The sequence below is a fragment of the Streptomyces sp. NPDC001848 genome, assembly GCF_042891915.1.
Lineage (GTDB): Bacteria > Actinomycetota > Actinomycetes > Streptomycetales > Streptomycetaceae > Streptomyces.
Genome location: NZ_JBIATP010000009.1, coordinates 291,814 through 307,357 on the forward strand (window position 1 = coordinate 291,814; position 15,544 = coordinate 307,357).

The following is a 15,544-nucleotide window of genomic DNA, read 5'->3' on the forward strand; positions in this document are numbered from 1 at the left end:
ATGCCGGTGCCTTCGCGATATCGGCAGCCGTGTCCCGGGAGTCGTTTCGCCGTCACCTTTCTTTCACTCGGCCTCAAGCGGCTTTGATCCCGTCTGAGCTCGTTAAATACAAGTCGTTCCGTATCCCAGCGTTTATGCTGCTCGGACGTAAAGGGGCCTCGCGTTCTGCTGCGTCGATCTCCGCGAACAGGTCGAATAGTGTGATCGAATGGTGAGTGATGAAATGAGTGAATCGGTAGCTCGGTGGGGTGGACACCGGCCACCTCCCCTTCGCGTTTCTCTGCCTCCGCCCTCAGGTCGTGTGTTCCATTCCGCGGTCCGATACTTCGTCAGGGCTCTGGCGGAGCAGGGTGTCCGGGTCCAGCCCCAAACGATGGGACGGAAGGTCGGGTACGCTCTCGCAAAGCCTGGACTACGTCTCCCTGCCCGGCTTCGCCGCCGTAACGGGCCGATCATCGTGCCCATGATGGGACCAAGCTTCGGTCGGCTTTATACAGCTGCCCTGGTCGGAGACGTCGTACCGTTCTGCTGGGACGTTTGGCAGCCGCAATGGGAGATGTGGGCGCGCCACCTGCGTCGCTTGCGGCCTCCCGCCGTCTTCGCGACGGCAGAACAGTCCGCCCGCTTCCTGGCGCATGCGTTGCCGGAATCCCGAGTGGTGCACATCCCGGAAGCAACACGACTGTCCCTGCATGATCCCGGACGCCCCCTCGCGGCCAGGAGCATCGGCGTGCTGGAACTAGGGCGGCGCTATCAGAAGTGGCATGACGCTGTGCGTGACGCTATCACGTCCCCTCCGGGTCACTGTCACCTCTATGAGAGTCGGCCCGGCCAAGTGGTATTCCCTCATGAGCCAGATCTGTATCGCGCTTTTTCGAACACGGTGATCTCCGTCTGCTTCCCGCGCTCGCTCACCCATCCGCACGTCGCAGGAGATGTCGAGACCACGACCCAGCGCTACTTCGAAAGCATGGCCTCGGGATGCCTGGTGCTGGGACACGCACCCAAGGAACTGGTCCGGCTCATGGGGTACAACCCGGTGGTCGAGGTCGACTGGACAGCACCTGCCGAGCAGGTTCGGGACATCCTCAACGCACCGCATCGGTGGCAGTCGCACGTTGATGAAGCACTCAGTCGGGTGCGCGAAGTGGGTGACTGGAGCCTGCGGGTCCCTGAAATCAAAGCCACGGTCGAGGCCACCGTGAGGGAACAGCGACTCCGGTAACTCCGGCTCGCCATCGTCAAGGCAGCGGCGAACTCCGCTTCCCGGACTCCTGCACGGTCATGCGCCGGCGGCGACATCCTGGGCATCGTCGTCCACCCGGGCGAGCGTGCGCACGAGGGCGGTAGCCACTGGCAACCGGCCGCTTTCGGCGCTGAGGACCCTGAGCCCGGACAAGACGTCGGCGCATTACCCGCCCGCCCAGCGGATCAGGCTGCGCACCGAGTGGACCAAGCGACCGGTCGAGCAGCATGCGTGTGCCCAGGCGCTCGGTTTGTGGAACGGCACCGGGCGATCGCCTCGAGCAGTGAGGGGAGACGTTCGGAGTGCGCAGCCTCCCGCCATGGTTCCAAGCTGCTCGGTGAGTTGGCGGGAGGCGGGCAGGGGAGTGCAGGGTATGCAGGCGTGGACTTCTCAATCATGCTGAGTGGCATCACCGTGATCACGGACGACCGCGCCCTTCGCCTGTTCACCCGGCCCCCCATCCCCGGCCCAGATACAGACGCCGGTCGTGGAAGGTGGGCGTGGCCTCCGGCAGTTACGGGCATTCTCGGTGGAATCGCCAGTGCTGGCCGACACCCAGGTCATCAAGAAGGGGACTGGTCGGTCAGGCCAACCCACCGGCACTCTGCTGCCGGTCCCTCGATCGGGTCCGCGGAGACCTGCTGCGCTTTCCGGCGGGCGAACCAGTGGCCGTTCCTGGCGGTGAGCCGAGGCGACGGTGGTCGCCCCGGCCTGGTCGCGTGGGGGAACGCGACCTGGCTTTGGGCGTCCGCTGCCACTGATCGAGGGCATTTCCGGCTGCGTCAGCCGGTGCAGCAGGCCTGGCCGATGAGGAGTTGGTGGTCTTGCATGACCCGCGACCGCAGCCGGCGCCTCAGCAATGGATAGGAGAGACGGTGCAGGCGCGCGGCCCGGGCGAAGGCTCCGTTACGGAACGCCTGCTTTGTCAGCAAATGCAGCGTGCCGGCGGCGTGGTAGGTCATGCCGAGCCGCTCAGCAAGCGTATGCATCGTCCGGGGGGCGTAGAAGGAGATGTGCTGGCCGGCTTGCGGAGCCAGATACCACCAGGACGGGTCGGCGGTGAGGTCGTGCAGGTGCTGCGTAAAGATGAACGAGTGGGCGCCCGTTTCCCGCATGCTTGTGTCCACGAACGCGACCGGATCCGTCACGTGCTCCAACACCTCCACGGCAGTCACCGCGGTGGCGGCACCGTGCCGAGTCCCGTCCCACTCGAATCCCCGCGCGAAGAGGTTCTCGCAGTGGGCGTCATGCCAGTAGAAGTCGAGGCCGACATCGCGCATCAACCTCACCAGCATGCCGTACCCGCCTCCATAGTCGACATAAAGGCCGGTGGGGTCGAACATACGGGCCAGCACGCAGGTCAGCATCGGGTACAGATGCAGATTGCGTTGCACGACTCCGGTGTCGATGGCCGCGATCGCCTCGGAATAGGCCTCGTCCAGCCAGTGAGGCTCCTCGACGAACCAGTAGGCGCAGTCGCCACACATACGGTAGGTCGCTTCGTGCCGTCCGAGCACAGTGCCGCGATGGGTGATGCGTGTCGTTCCGCCGCAGATTTTGCATGCTGATGCCATGGGTCACCCAGCCGTAGGAGCCAGGGACGCCCGCTGGGGCGTGCCGGGGATCGAGGACCGCAGCAGCGGTTTGAGTTCGGCGTCGACCATGAGGCGGGCGAGTTCGGGGGTGTGGGTGGTGGGTTTCCAGCCGAGCATGCGGTGGGCTTTGGAGGCGTCGCCGACGAGGTCTTCGACTTCTGAGGGGCGGAGGTAGCGTTCGTCGAAGCGGACGTGGTCGCGCCAGTCGAGGCCGACGTGGGCGAAGCAGTGTTCGGCGAAGTCGCGGACGCTGTAGCTGGTGCCGGTGGCGATGACGTAGTCGTCGGGTTGTTCCTGTTGGAGCATGAGCCACATTGCTTCGACGTATTCGGCGGCGTAGCCCCAGTCGCGTCGGGCGTCGAGGTTGCCGAGGTAGACGCTGTCCTGGAGGCCGGTTTTGATGCGGGCGGCGGCGGTGGCGATCTTGCGGGTGACGAAGGTGGGGCCCCGGCGTGGGGACTCGTGGTTGAAGAGGATTCCGTTGACGGCGTACATGCCGTAGGCCTCGCGGTAGTTGCGGGTGGCCCAGTAGGCGTAGACCTTGGCGACGCCGTAGGGGGAGCGGGGGTGGAAGGGGGTGTCCTCGTGCTGGGGTGGTGGTGCGGCGCCGAACATCTCCGAGCTGGAGGCCTGGTAGAAGCGGCAGGGCAGGCCAACGGTCCTGATGGCTTCCAGTAGCCGGATGGTGCCCAGTCCGGTGGTGTTCCCGGTGAACTCCGGCTCGTCGAACGACACGCGTACATGGGATTGGGCGGCGAGGTGATAGATCTCGTCGGGCTGCACCTGTTCCAGCAGACTGACCAAGCGGGTGCTGTCGCTGAGATCGCCATAGTGCGTGAAGAGCTGGATTTCCTTGTCGTGCGGGTCCTGGTAGAGGTGGTCGATCCGCTGAGTGTTGAATGTCGACGCACGGCGAACGATTCCATGGACCTGGTAGTTCTTTTGCAGCAGCAGTTCCGTGAGGTAGGAGCCGTCCTGGCCGGTGATACCGGTGATGAGAGCCTTTTTGACGGTCACGCGCACTCCCTGCGGATCGGTTCTGGGGTGGGTGGCGGATCTCCTACCGTTGAAAGTAGGGGACCACGCTCATTTCAGGTTAGGTAACCGGCCCACGGTTTCCACGCATTGCGACGACGTGTCCGCTGCGACTGTTTGTTCCGGATCGGATCAAGAGAGGAGATCTTGGTAGACGTCGATCGTCTGCCGAACGGTTCTGCTCCAGGGGAACATCCTCGCTCGGGCGGGACCACGCTTCTCGAATACTTCGCGGGTCGCGGTGTCGAACAGGCTGCTGACGGCGTGAACGAGAGCTTCCGAATCCTTCGGGTCGAAGAGTAGCGCGGCATCACCGACGACCTCTGGAATGGAGGATGCATTGGAAGCAACCACTGGAACTCCCCGAGCCATCGCTTCGAGTGGAGGCAGGCCAAACCCTTCGTAAAGGGACGGGTAAACGAGAGCGACAGCCCTTCGATAGAGTCGGTCCAGGGTTTCTTCGTCGGCTTGCAAGAAATCAACGCGGTTCTGTAGACCGCGGTCTTCCAAAAGCTTCGTCTCTTGGCCTGTTGGATGGTTGCCGCCGCAGCAGATCAAGCGTAGACCGGCCAGTTCGGGCGCCCTTAGGGCGTCGATCACGATCCGCCAGTTCTTGTAGCCGTCCCGGGCACCCACGTACAGCAAGTAGTCGTCCGGGTTCCTTCGCGGCTGCTGGTGCGGGATGTGCGTGCCCAGATGAACGACGATGATCTTGTGTCGAGGCACGTGCAACAGGTCGGCCAGATCCTCGGCGGTCGCGTGCGAGATTGCGATGATCTTGTCGGACCGCCGGGCCCAGAACCGCTGCCGGTCAATAATGCCGTCCTTGGGTGCGAATCGAAGATGAATCAGGTCGTAAAAAGTGCATACGTGCGGAAACTTGCCGGGGACCGGTTTTGCCGTGTAGTAAGTCGGGTGAATGACGGGATGATCCCGTTGGGTGATCGCGTAGGCCGTGAAGGCCGCATGGCTGAGGGCGAGCCGGGGGTAAGAGGGGATTCGCTGCAGGTGCTTGGCGGCATTACCTCCGATATACTCGTTGCTGTGCAGCCCGGCAAAGATACGTGCGTCGACGCCGCCCTCTTTCAGCCCTGCATGAAGTTCCGAAAAGTATCGGGTGATCCCGCCGACTCTCTGCTTGACGAACATGTCCGGTGAGAACAATACCCGCATGTATACCTCTTTTGCGGTGTTGGTCTGGTTTACTTTCGGGCGCCGGGATCAGGGTTGCATGAATCACGGTGCTTCAAGCGCACACACCCCGTCGTTGCCATGTGTTCAGCCAAATGGATCAGGTCACCAGCCATGGCAAAAATCTTCTGTTCTTTTGACGGTCCCAAGGGTGATGACCGTGAACGGTTGCGCTGCTCTTCGGAACCTTCCCCATTGCCTCGCTCGCCGCCGGAACGGCGGCGACCGCACCCGTGATGTCCCGATCCGGATGCGAACTCCGCCCCAGGTGGCCATGCCGATGGGGAACGTCCCAGGAGGCGGATCGAACTGCCGCCGCCCGCCGCACGGTCAGCTGCGGGCGTGAGCGTCGTCCGCCGGCCCGACGGCCCCGCTCGACGCGGGGGGCAGGGCTGCCAGTTCGGCGTCGACCATGAGGCGGGCGAGTTCGGGGGTGTGGGTGGTGGGTTTCCAGCCGAGCATGCGGTGGGCTTTGGAGGCGTCGCCGACGAGGTCTTCGACTTCTGAGGGGCGGAGGTAGCGTTCGTCGAAGCGGACGTGGTCGCGCCAGTCGAGGCCGACGTGGGCGAAGCAGTGTTCGGCGAAGTCGCGGACGCTGTAGCTGGTGCCGGTGGCGATGACGTAGTCGTCGGGTTGTTCCTGTTGGAGCATGAGCCACATTGCTTCGACGTATTCGGCGGCGTAGCCCCAGTCGCGTCGGGCGTCGAGGTTGCCGAGGTAGACGCTGTCCTGGAGGCCGGTTTTGATGCGGGCGGCGGCGGTGGCGATCTTGCGGGTGACGAAGGTGGGGCCCCGGCGTGGGGACTCGTGGTTGAAGAGGATTCCGTTGACGGCGTACATGCCGTAGGCCTCGCGGTAGTTGCGGGTGGCCCAGTAGGCGTAGACCTTGGCGACGCCGTAGGGGGAGCGGGGGTGGAAGGGGGTGTCCTCGTGCTGGGGTGGTGGTGCGGCGCCGAACATCTCCGAGCTGGAGGCCTGGTAGAAGCGGCAGGGCAGGCCAACGGTCCTGATGGCTTCCAGTAGCCGGATGGTGCCCAGTCCGGTGGTGTTCCCGGTGAACTCCGGCTCGTCGAACGACACGCGTACATGGGATTGGGCGGCGAGGTGATAGATCTCGTCGGGCTGCACCTGTTCCAGCAGACTGACCAAGCGGGTGCTGTCGCTGAGATCGCCATGGTGCAACGGCGAGCGGGTCTCCGTCTTCCGGTCGCCATCCCGCTGGTTGTCGCGCTGGCGAATGAGGTCCGGCGCGCGACGGGAGGTGCCGTGGACCTCGTATCCCTTCTCCAGTAGCAACTCCGCGAGGTAGGAGCCGTCCTGGCCGGTGATACCGGTGATGAGGGCCTTCTTGGCTGTCACACGCGCTCCCTGCTGGGCGTAGACGTCGTATCCGGTGCCGCCGAGGGGAGCCTTCGAGAGAAGGACTCCCCAGCTACCAGAGTAGGGAACCTGCGTGTGTTTCTTGGGTATTGTGGCAATGTGTCTGAATCAAGGAATTAGGTAATAGTCTGAGGCGGTCTGGTCTCTCCGCAACGGACGGGGCCCGCGATTCCGGCCGCCGGCGTTGTTGCCGGTGTTGTCGTTCAGTTCTGGGCTCACACGATCCGCGCTGTCGAGGTCCTGACACCGAAGTGGAGAGGTATGCAATGGCCTGCGGCCACCACCCATGACCCGACTCATTCCTCTCCCAACTGCCCACCAGGAGCGACTGCTCATGAACACGACCATCGCCGCGGCACCAGCCGTCACAAGCCACCGCCCCCTTCGTCGTTCGGACCGAATCTTCGTCGCCGGCCGACGGGGGCTCGTGGGCTCTGCGGTATGGAGACATCTCAGCGCAGAAGGATTTACCGAACTTCTCGGACCTGACTCGTCGGAAATGGACCTGAGGAACCGAACGGCTGTCCGCGACTGGTTCTCGCTTCACCGGCCGCGCGTGGTGATCCTGGCCGCGGCGCGCGTGGGAGGAATCAAAGCCAACGCGACCTGGCCCACAGACTTCATCTCCGACAACCTGCGGATCCAGGTGAACGTCATGGATGCCGCGTTGCAGCACGGTGTGGAGCGGTTGCTCTTCCTGGGCTCCAGTTGCATCTACCCAAGAGAAGCCTCCCAGCCCATCAGGGAGGAAGCCCTGCTGACCGGGCCCCTGGAAGAGACCAACGAGGCCTATGCCCTCGCCAAGATCGCCGGCATCATGCAGGTCCGGGCGGTGCGGAGGCAGCATGGTCTGCCATGGATCTGTGCCATGCCGACGAACCTGTACGGTCCCGGTGACAACTTCCACCCCGAGCGCTCGCACGTACTTCCGTCACTGATCAGGCGCTTTCACGAGGCGTGCGTCCAGCAGGCACCGAAGGTCGTGAACTGGGGAACCGGCACCCCGCGCCGCGAACTTCTGCACGTGGACGATCTGGCCCGTGCCTGTCTTCTCCTTCTCGAACGATATGACGCGGACCTACCCGTCAACGTGGGCACCGGAGAGGACCTGACCATCCGGGAAATCGCGGAAATGGTGGCGTCCGTAACCGGTTACGAGGGAAGAGTCGAGTGGGACCCGTCGCAGCCGGATGGGACGCCGCGCAAGGTTCTGGACATCTCGCGGATCACCGCGCTGGGATGGAAGCCCGAGATCTCGTTGTCCGACGGGATCCGTGACACCTACACCTGGTACACATCGATGGGTGTCGGCTCCGCCGGCCGGGGCTAGGACGTCGTTCAGTTGGTGAGTCGGCGGTAGCTGATCAGGGCTGCGGCGATGCCGACGAAGGCGAGGAAGTGTTCGGCCGTGCGCTCGTAGCGGCGGTGCAGGCGCCGGCAGCCGGCGAGCCAGGACACGGTTCTCTCGACGACCCATCTGCGCGATGCTGCCACCCTCTTCACTCTCCTCCACTTCCGTAGGGGCCAGGCCTGCGGCGTCGGCTGTCATCAACGATCCGGGTACCGAGATCGATATACACGCAATAAATCAGACTTACCGATATCTATTGCGAGGCGGCGTCAAGGAGTCACCGGATGGGGGAGCCTTCGCCGCTCGGTGGGCCGATATGGGGGTGGCTCCCCCGCTCGAAGGGTCGGAGTCCCTATGGTCAGCTGGGTGCATAGGGAACAGAACATCCCGATTTGGGTGGTTCCCTCCATTCTATGAGGGGTGCAGCTTGGATCTCCACGGATTCCTGAAGGCTCTTGCCAGACGCTGGCCGACGGTTGTGGTCTGTCTGGCGCTCGCGATCGGGGCGGCGCTTGCCGCGACGGGCTTGACCACTCCGGTCTACGAGGCCCGGACCCAGCTCTTCGTCGCCACCCGCACCGGTGACGACACCGCCCAGCTGAACCAGGGACAGACCTTCTCCCAAGCACGTGTGCAGTCGTACGCCGCCATCGTGACGACCCGGCAGGTGACCGAGCATGTCGTGAAGCAGCTGCGGCTGCGCACCACACCGGAGGAACTCGCATCCCGGATCACCGCCGATGCCCCACTCAACACCGTGCTCATCAACATCACCGTCCGTGACACGGTGCCCAGGCGGGCGGCGCTCATCGCCAACGCCGTGGGGGAGCGATTCAGCGCGGTCGTCGAGCAGCTGGAGACGCCCAAGCGCCCGGCAGGGTCGAAAAAGCCGAGGAAGAACTCCGAGGGAGACGGTGCCTCACCCGTCTCCCTCGGGATCACCCAGGAGGCCGTGGCCCCCGTCGCTCCGGTTTCGCCCCGCCCCCTGTTGAACCTGGCCGCGGGAGTGCTCGGCGGTCTGCTGCTCGGCGCCGGCGTCGTGGCGCTGCGCGAGACGCTCGACACCACCCTCAAGTCCAGTGAGGCGCTGGGCGAGTGCACCGCTCTGCCGGGGCTCGGTACGATCCCGTACGACAAGAACGCACCCAAGCAGCCGCTCGTCAGCGCCGACATGCACTCCAGGCGCGCCGAGGCGTTCCGGAAGCTCCGCACCAACCTGCAGTTCTCCCAGGTCGACGACCCACCGCGGATCATCGCTGTGACGAGTTCGGTGCCCGGCGAGGGCAAGACCAACACGTCGGTGAACCTCGCCCTGTCGCTCGCCGAGGCGGGAGTGTCCACGTGCCTCGTGGACGCCGACTTGCGCCGCCCCTGCGTGGCCTCCACCTTCGGCCTCGTCCAGGACGCCGGTCTGACCACCGTGCTCATCGGGCAGGCCCGTGTCGACGACGTGATGCAGCAGGTCGCCGGTGGGCTCTCGGTGCTCGCCAGCGGTGCCGTACCGCCGAATCCCACGGAGCTGCTCGCCTCGGCGCGTATGGAGGAGGTGCTGCGCGAGCTGGCGGACACCTACGAGATTGTGATCGTCGATACCGCTCCGCTGCTACCGGTCGCCGACACCCTCGGACTCGCCTCGCTCACCCAGGGCACGTTGCTCGTCGTGCGCGCCGCGAAGACCAGCCGCGACCAAGTGCGCACCGCTGCGGAATCGCTCGAGCGCGTGGGCGTCCGTGTCCTCGGCACCGTCTTCAGCATGGCCCCCGTCCCCAAGGGCAAGCGCTACGGCCGCTACGGCCATTACGGCGCCTACGGACGATACGGCGAGCTGCCCGCTCCCCGTACGTCACGCTCTCGCGAGGAGGCCGCCGAGTTTGCCGTGACGCAGCACGCGAGTGAGCAGTGACCCGGGTCCTCTTCGTCTGCACGGGCAACGTGCACCGCTCGGTGCTCGCCGAGCGGCTGCTGGCCGCCAGGCTTCCGACAGGCTCGGCCGTACGGCCGGAGAGCGCCGGTACGGAGGCCTGGCACCGCTCCGGCATGGAGAACACCACCAGGGCGGTGCTGGAGGAACTGGGCGGTGACGGCTCCGGCTTCGAGTCCCGCCCGCTCACCGATCGCCTCCTCGTGGGAACGGCGCTGGTCCTCGGGCTCGCGCGCGAACACCGGGAGGCGGCCGTGCGCCTTGCGCCGTCGGCGATGCGACGCTGCTTCACCCTGAAGGAGTTCGTACGGCTCGCCGCCGAGGTACCGGACGGCGGCGGTTCGGGGTCGGAGGGCGGTTTCGATGCCGTGGTGACGGCCGCGGCTGCCCGTCGCGGCGTCGCCACTCCGGTCCCGCCGGCCGAGGACGACATCGCAGATCCCTGGGGCATGCCGCGCGACGTGCTGTACGAGTGCGCCCGCGAGATCGATGGGGCGGTCGTCAGGCTCATCCAGCTGCTGGAGAGGGGCCGGGTGGGCGCATGAGCCCGTGACCCCGGATCAGGGACGATTGACGCACCAGAGGGGCGTCACGCGGTGGGCCCTCGGTTTCGCCACCACCGGACAACGGAACCACAGAGCCGCCCCTCACCATGGGCGGCACGGCCGCTCAGGGGCCGCACGGAGCCGCCGGCTTCACCGTGGCCAGCATCGGCGTCACCAGGGCCTGCCGAAGAATCGTCGGGGGGCGGTCTGCCTGTGGCTCCTGGAGGTGGAGTACCAGCGTGCGGCTGGACTGCCGGGGCAGCTCAAGGTCGAGGGTGTACACCGGGTGGCCGCGTTCGACACCTGGGATCAGCTCGACCTGGTGGCCGTCCAGAGTGGCCCCTGTCAGGCTCGCGCCCTTGCCCGCGTAGTAGGACACCAGCAGCCGGTTGTCACCGGGTTGAGTGCGGTACTCCGGGCGGTCTTCCCGCAGTGTGACGTAGCCGGGCAGGCCCGAAGCCGGCGCCCGATTGGTGAGCCTCACGGTCACGGTGACCGATCGGCCGGTGGCCGTGCAGGCGCCCGGCGCCCAGACCAGGCTCCGGTCGAGGTAGTAGTCGAGCTTGGAGCCGGCCGCGTTGTTCACGACGAGCCCGGCGAAGGGGCCGGGACGGTCGGGGAGCGCCCCTCCGAACGGCCGCGACTCCAGCTGCCGCTGCTCGGCCGCGTGCGCGCTCCACACCTGCAGGCGGCCTTCGCGCTGTACGTCCCGTACGGCACTCAGGAGCGCGGGGAGTGTGCGGGGGTCGTCGGCCGCGTGCATCAGCTGTCCGGCGGCGGCGCGCGCCGCTTCGACGAAGAACGCCTTGCGCGCGGCGACATCCGCATACTTCGCGTAGCTGTCCCGTTCGGTGAGGTTCACGGCGTTGTCGGCGGTGAGTGCGGTGCCGTCGGGCATCCGGGCCGGTCCGGTGGCGCGCAGCAGAAGGCCCAGCGAGGCGGGGTCGATGGCGAACGCGCCGTCCAAACGCTGGCCGGTGAGCGTGCGCCAGTACGCCGTCCAGAGGCGGGCCGCGTACGGGAAGTGCGGGCTCATGTTGGAGTTCGCCCAGACGCTGCCGGGTCCATTGTCGCCGTACTGGGTTGCGAACTCGGCCCCTAGGTCCACGTCGGCGTGAACGCCGTCCATCTCGGTGTTGTTGCCGAAATGCTCGAAGGACAGTTTGCCGCGGTCGGCCCGTAGCACGGCGAAGGCTCCCGGAAGGCCACCGGTGCCCCGCGCTTCGGCCAGGTTCTGGAAGGCGAGGAAGTAGCGCCGTGGCCCGTGCGCCCCGAGCATCGACGGCGCCATACGCGCCGCGACGACGACGTCGCGTGTCTGCGGGACGAGGCGGTCGAGCTGATCCGACAGCTGCGCGCGGGCCCGGTCAGCCGCAGGCAGCCAGGTGGAACGGGGAAGGCGGTGGGCGTCGTCCCGCACCTCGGCCGCGACACGCGTGGCCCGTTCGAACGCGGGCGCCTGGCTCTCCAGATCCGTGAGGACCCGCGGAATGCCGCCTGCGTGGGCATCCGCCGAGAGCCGGGGGACGACACGCACCAGCGGGCTCAACACTTCGCCGATCAGTCGGTCTGCCGCCTCTGCGGTGCCGCGCACGGTGTGGAGGGGCTCGCCGAGAAAGGGCAGACAGGCAGCGGTGTACCAGGCCGGTCCCGTGGTGAGGTGATGGGCGCGCGCAGCGTGCGCCGCCGCGGAGCGCAGCAGTCGCTCCTGAGCGGACTCTGCCGGGGACCCCGCGGCGACCGCCCCGGCAGGGTGGGTCCCCGCCGCGGTCGAGACCGACGCTCGCAGTGCGGTCAGGTCGTGCTGGACGGCGAGAAGCTCGGAGCGGGCGAGCCAGCCGGTGACACCGATCCAGGCAGCCGCCGCCGCGGGGAGCGCGGCGGCGGCCAGAAGAACGTTTCTGGTCAGAGGACCGTGGACGCGCCGCCGTGCCCGGCAGGCGTCCCGGGCACGCCCGGGACGCTTGGGGAGTGTCCTGCGTAGGGGCACCGTCATGAGCTACGGCGACGGCGTGCGACCGCCATGGTGCCGGCGCCGGCCGCGACCAGGCCGGCTGCCGCGCCGCCCAGGGCCAGCTTCCTGCCGTCGTTACCTGTGCGCGCGAGGTGCGGTGCATCCCGGTGGTGCGAAATGTGGTGGTGCTCTTGGTGCTCTTTGTGTTCGTGGTGGGGTTTGTGGTGCTTCGGTGGCTTCGGCGGGTAGGGGGGGTAGTGCGGCTTCGGCGGGTACTCCGTCTTCGTGGGGTGCGGGTGTGGGTGCGGGTGCGGACGCGGGTGGTCCTGGGCGTAGGAGGCCCCCGCACCCACCAGCGGTACTGCGATGAGCGCAGCGGCCGTGGCGGCTGAGGCCAGGACCGATCGCCATCTCGGCGATGTCGTCATGTTCTCTACTCTCCTCGACTTGAGCGGGGTCAGGCGGCGTGGGCAGTGTTCAAGATCTAGATAGACGAATAAATAGGAAATCTCGGGCATAAACCACGTTGTGGCGCGGATAAGCCACCGGATGGTGTAGCGCCAGTTCTGTGTGGCTCCCGAGTGACCCCTGAGGCGTTCGGCTGAAGCGGTGGTCCAGGCGAGGGGTCCGTGCGGTGCTTCCAAGGCCGATTGCGAGGGGCTTCGAACGGGCCTGAAGGCGGCCCTGACCTCGGACGTTCCCGCGGTTGCCGTGTTGCGTCGGAAAAAAGTTGAGTCGATCGGGCTCAGCTCTGTTGACGCCGCGGCGGCCCTCAGGCATCCTTGAGCCTGTTCCACTCAAGTCAGCTGGAGGAATTCACCATGGCACGTGCGGTCGGCATCGACCTGGGCACGACTAACTCCGTCGTCAGCGTTCTGGAGGGCGGCGAGCCCACCGTCATCACCAACGCCGAGGGTGCCAGGACCACGCCGTCCGTCGTCGCCTTCGCCAAGAACGGCGAGGTGCTGGTCGGCGAGGTGGCCAAGCGCCAGGCGGTCACGAACGTGGACCGGACCATCCGCTCGGTGAAGCGCCACATGGGCACCGACTGGAAGATCTCGCTGGACGGCAAGGACTTCAACCCGCAGCAGATCTCCGCGTTCATCCTGCAGAAGCTGAAGCGGGACGCCGAGGCGTACCTGGGCGAGAAGGTGACCGACGCGGTCATCACCGTCCCGGCGTACTTCAACGACTCCGAGCGGCAGGCCACCAAGGAGGCCGGCGAGATCGCCGGTCTGAACGTGCTCCGCATCGTCAACGAGCCGACCGCCGCCGCCCTGGCCTATGGCCTCGACAAGGACGACCAGACCATCCTCGTTTTCGACCTCGGTGGCGGCACCTTCGACGTCTCCCTCCTGGAGATCGGCGACGGCGTCGTCGAGGTGAAGGCCACCAACGGTGACAACCACCTCGGTGGTGACGACTGGGACCAGCGCATCGTCGACTACCTGGTCAAGCAGTTCCAGTCCGGTCACGGCGTGGACCTGTCCAAGGACAAGATGGCCCTGCAGCGTCTGCGTGAGGCTGCCGAGAAGGCGAAGATCGAGCTGTCCTCGTCCACCGAGACCTCGATCAACCTGCCCTACATCACCGCGTCCGCCGAGGGCCCGCTGCACCTGGACGAGAAGCTCACCCGGGCGCAGTTCCAGCAGCTGACGGCCGACCTGCTGGAGCGGTGCAAGACGCCGTTCCACAACGTCATCAAGGACGCCGGCATCTCCATCAACGACATCGACCACGTGGTGCTCGTCGGTGGCTCCACCCGTATGCCCGCGGTCGCCGAGCTCGTCAAGGAGCTGACCGGCGGCAAGGAGGCCAACAAGGGTGTGAACCCGGACGAGGTCGTCGCCATCGGCGCCTCGCTCCAGGCCGGTGTCCTCAAGGGTGAGGTCAAGGACGTCCTGCTCCTCGACGTCACCCCGCTGTCCCTCGGTATCGAGACCAAGGGCGGCATCATGACCAAGCTGATCGAGCGCAACACCACGATCCCGACCAAGCGGTCCGAGATCTTCACCACGGCCGAGGACAACCAGCCGTCCGTGCAGATCCAGGTCTACCAGGGCGAGCGCGAGATCGCGGCGTACAACAAGAAGCTCGGCATGTTCGAGCTGACCGGTCTGCCGCCGGCGCCCCGTGGCGTCCCGCAGATCGAGGTGTCCTTCGACATCGACGCCAACGGCATCATGCACGTCACGGCGAAGGACCTCGGCACCGGCAAGGAGCAGAAGATGACCGTCACCGGCGGCTCCTCGCTCCCGAAGGAAGAGGTCGACCGCATGCGCGAGGAGGCCGAGCGCTACGCGGAGGAGGACCACAAGCGCCGCGAGGCGGCCGAGGCCCGCAACCAGGGCGAGCAGCTGGTCTACCAGACCGAGAAGTTCCTCAAGGACAACGAGGACAAGGTCCCGGGCGAGGTCAAGACCGAGGTCGAGGCCGCCGTCGCCGAGCTGAAGGAGAAGCTCAAGGGCGAGGACACGGCCGAGATCCGCTCCGCCACCGAGAAGGTCGCGGCCGTCTCGCAGAAGCTGGGCCAGGCCATGTACGCCGACGCCCAGGCCGCGCAGGCCGCCGCCGGCGGTGCCTCGGCCGGTGCCGGTGAGACCAAGGCCGACGACGACGTGGTGGACGCCGAGATCGTCGACGACGAGCGGAAGGACGGTGCCGCGTGACGGAGGAGACCCCGGGCTTCGAGGAGAAGCCTGACGTCCCCTCCGGCGCCACCCCTGATGACGCCGAGCCGCAGGCCGCCTCCCCCTCTTCGGAGGAGGCGGCGGCCCCGGCGGGGGACGCAAGCGAACAGAACGCCGGTCTGGTGGCCCAGCTGGACCAGGTGCGCACGGCGCTGGGCGAGCGCACGGCGGACCTCCAGCGCCTCCAGGCCGAGTACCAGAACTACCGCCGCCGCGTCGAGCGCGACCGGATCGCGGTCAAGGAGATGGCCGTCGCCAACCTCCTGACCGAGCTCCTGCCCGTGCTCGACGACATCGGCCGCGCACGCGAACACGGCGAACTGGTGGGCGGTTTCAAGTCCGTCGCCGAGTCGCTGGAGACCGTCGCGGCCAAGATGGGTCTGCAGCAGTTCGGCAAGGAGGGCGAGCCCTTCGACCCGACCATCCACGAGGCCCTGATGCACAGCTACGCGCCGGACGTCACCGAGACGACGTGCGTGGCGATTCTGCAGCCCGGGTACCGCTTCGGCGAGCGCACCATCCGCCCCGCGCGGGTGGCCGTCGCCGAGCCGCAGCCGGGGGCGCAGACGGTCAAGGCCGAGGAGACCGGCGAGGCGGGCGACGACAAGGAGAACGGTGGCCCGGACGAGGGCTGAC

At 66.7% G+C, this 15,544-nt stretch carries 12 protein-coding genes; 6 read left to right on the forward strand and 6 right to left on the reverse strand.

Annotated features, from left to right (window positions below; all coding sequences use genetic code 11):
* The first annotated feature begins 463 nt into the window (after nucleotides 1-463).
* Nucleotides 464-1,225 (forward strand): glycosyltransferase, encoded by a 762-nt coding sequence (locus ACFYZJ_RS20735; protein WP_388570118.1) that lies wholly within the window; start codon nucleotides 464-466, stop codon nucleotides 1,223-1,225.
* Between the two features lie 803 nt (nucleotides 1,226-2,028).
* On the opposite strand, the gene ACFYZJ_RS20740 is transcribed toward ACFYZJ_RS20735, so the two are convergent.
* The 4 genes from ACFYZJ_RS20740 to gmd (ACFYZJ_RS20755) all read right to left on the reverse strand — a co-directional run bounded on the left by ACFYZJ_RS20740 (nucleotide 2,029) and on the right by gmd (ACFYZJ_RS20755) (nucleotide 6,426).
* Nucleotides 2,029-2,820 carry a class I SAM-dependent methyltransferase gene (locus ACFYZJ_RS20740; RefSeq protein ID WP_388570121.1) on the reverse strand — a complete coding sequence of 264 codons (792 nt, stop codon included), beginning with the start codon at nucleotides 2,818-2,820 and terminating at the stop codon, nucleotides 2,029-2,031.
* A gap of 3 nt (nucleotides 2,821-2,823) precedes the next feature.
* Nucleotides 2,824-3,858: a GDP-mannose 4,6-dehydratase gene (gmd, locus tag ACFYZJ_RS20745; RefSeq protein ID WP_388570124.1), complete on the reverse strand. Its 1,035-nt coding sequence runs from the start codon at nucleotides 3,856-3,858 to the stop codon at nucleotides 2,824-2,826.
* 150 nt (nucleotides 3,859-4,008) lie between these two features.
* Nucleotides 4,009-5,025: a glycosyltransferase family 4 protein gene (locus ACFYZJ_RS20750; RefSeq protein WP_388570127.1), complete on the reverse strand. Its 1,017-nt coding sequence runs from the start codon at nucleotides 5,023-5,025 to the stop codon at nucleotides 4,009-4,011.
* 372 nt (nucleotides 5,026-5,397) lie between these two features.
* Nucleotides 5,398-6,426, reverse strand: coding sequence for a GDP-mannose 4,6-dehydratase (gene gmd, locus ACFYZJ_RS20755; RefSeq protein WP_388570130.1), 1,029 nt, complete (start codon nucleotides 6,424-6,426; stop codon nucleotides 5,398-5,400).
* Between the two features lie 355 nt (nucleotides 6,427-6,781).
* On the opposite strand from gmd (ACFYZJ_RS20755), the gene ACFYZJ_RS20760 reads away from it, so the two are divergent.
* Nucleotides 6,782-7,777, forward strand: a complete 996-nt coding sequence (locus tag ACFYZJ_RS20760; RefSeq protein WP_388570133.1) for a GDP-L-fucose synthase family protein — start codon at nucleotides 6,782-6,784, stop codon at nucleotides 7,775-7,777.
* Between the two features lie 8 nt (nucleotides 7,778-7,785).
* On the opposite strand, the gene ACFYZJ_RS20765 is transcribed toward ACFYZJ_RS20760, so the two are convergent.
* The gene (locus tag ACFYZJ_RS20765; protein ID WP_388570135.1) at nucleotides 7,786-7,950 is read right to left on the reverse strand and encodes a transposase; all 165 of its coding nucleotides are present in this window, start codon (nucleotides 7,948-7,950) and stop codon (nucleotides 7,786-7,788) included.
* A gap of 275 nt (nucleotides 7,951-8,225) precedes the next feature.
* Between ACFYZJ_RS20765 and ACFYZJ_RS20770 the strand changes: the two genes are divergently transcribed.
* Together ACFYZJ_RS20770 and ACFYZJ_RS20775 are read left to right on the forward strand one after the other, a co-directional pair.
* Nucleotides 8,226-9,701 (forward strand): polysaccharide biosynthesis tyrosine autokinase, encoded by a 1,476-nt coding sequence (locus tag ACFYZJ_RS20770; protein WP_388570138.1) that lies wholly within the window; start codon nucleotides 8,226-8,228, stop codon nucleotides 9,699-9,701.
* Nucleotides 9,698-10,264 carry a low molecular weight phosphatase family protein gene (locus ACFYZJ_RS20775; protein WP_388570140.1) on the forward strand — a complete coding sequence of 189 codons (567 nt, stop codon included), beginning with the start codon at nucleotides 9,698-9,700 and terminating at the stop codon, nucleotides 10,262-10,264. The genes ACFYZJ_RS20770 and ACFYZJ_RS20775 overlap by 4 nt, the downstream gene beginning before the upstream one ends.
* Before the next feature lie 124 nt (nucleotides 10,265-10,388).
* Here the strand turns inward: ACFYZJ_RS20775 and ACFYZJ_RS20780 are convergent, their stop codons facing one another.
* Entirely contained in the window at nucleotides 10,389-12,260 is a 1,872-nt protein-coding gene (locus ACFYZJ_RS20780; RefSeq protein WP_388570143.1) for a DUF4012 domain-containing protein, read from the reverse strand.
* A gap of 779 nt (nucleotides 12,261-13,039) precedes the next feature.
* Between ACFYZJ_RS20780 and dnaK the strand changes: the two genes are divergently transcribed.
* On the forward strand, nucleotides 13,040-14,887 hold the full coding sequence (gene dnaK / locus ACFYZJ_RS20785) for a molecular chaperone DnaK (RefSeq protein WP_388570146.1): 1,848 nt from the start codon (nucleotides 13,040-13,042) through the stop codon (nucleotides 14,885-14,887).
* Entirely contained in the window at nucleotides 14,884-15,543 is a 660-nt protein-coding gene (gene grpE, locus ACFYZJ_RS20790) for a nucleotide exchange factor GrpE (RefSeq protein ID WP_388570149.1), read from the forward strand. The genes dnaK and grpE overlap by 4 nt, the downstream gene beginning before the upstream one ends.
* Nucleotide 15,544 lies beyond the last annotated feature (1 nt).

Bases quoted from the DNA above. Each gene is read 5' to 3' on its own strand.
- ACFYZJ_RS20735 (WP_388570118.1), top strand. From the start codon at position 464: ATGATGGGACCAAGCTTCGGTCGGCTTTATACAGCTGCCCTGGTCGGA.
- ACFYZJ_RS20740 (WP_388570121.1), bottom strand. From the start codon at position 2,820: ATGGCATCAGCATGCAAAATCTGCGGCGGAACGACACGCATCACCCAT.
- ACFYZJ_RS20750 (WP_388570127.1), bottom strand. From the start codon at position 5,025: ATGTTCGTCAAGCAGAGAGTCGGCGGGATCACCCGATACTTTTCGGAA.
- ACFYZJ_RS20760 (WP_388570133.1), top strand. From the start codon at position 6,782: ATGAACACGACCATCGCCGCGGCACCAGCCGTCACAAGCCACCGCCCC.
- ACFYZJ_RS20780 (WP_388570143.1), bottom strand. From the start codon at position 12,260: ATGACGGTGCCCCTACGCAGGACACTCCCCAAGCGTCCCGGGCGTGCC.
- dnaK (WP_388570146.1), top strand. From the start codon at position 13,040: ATGGCACGTGCGGTCGGCATCGACCTGGGCACGACTAACTCCGTCGTC.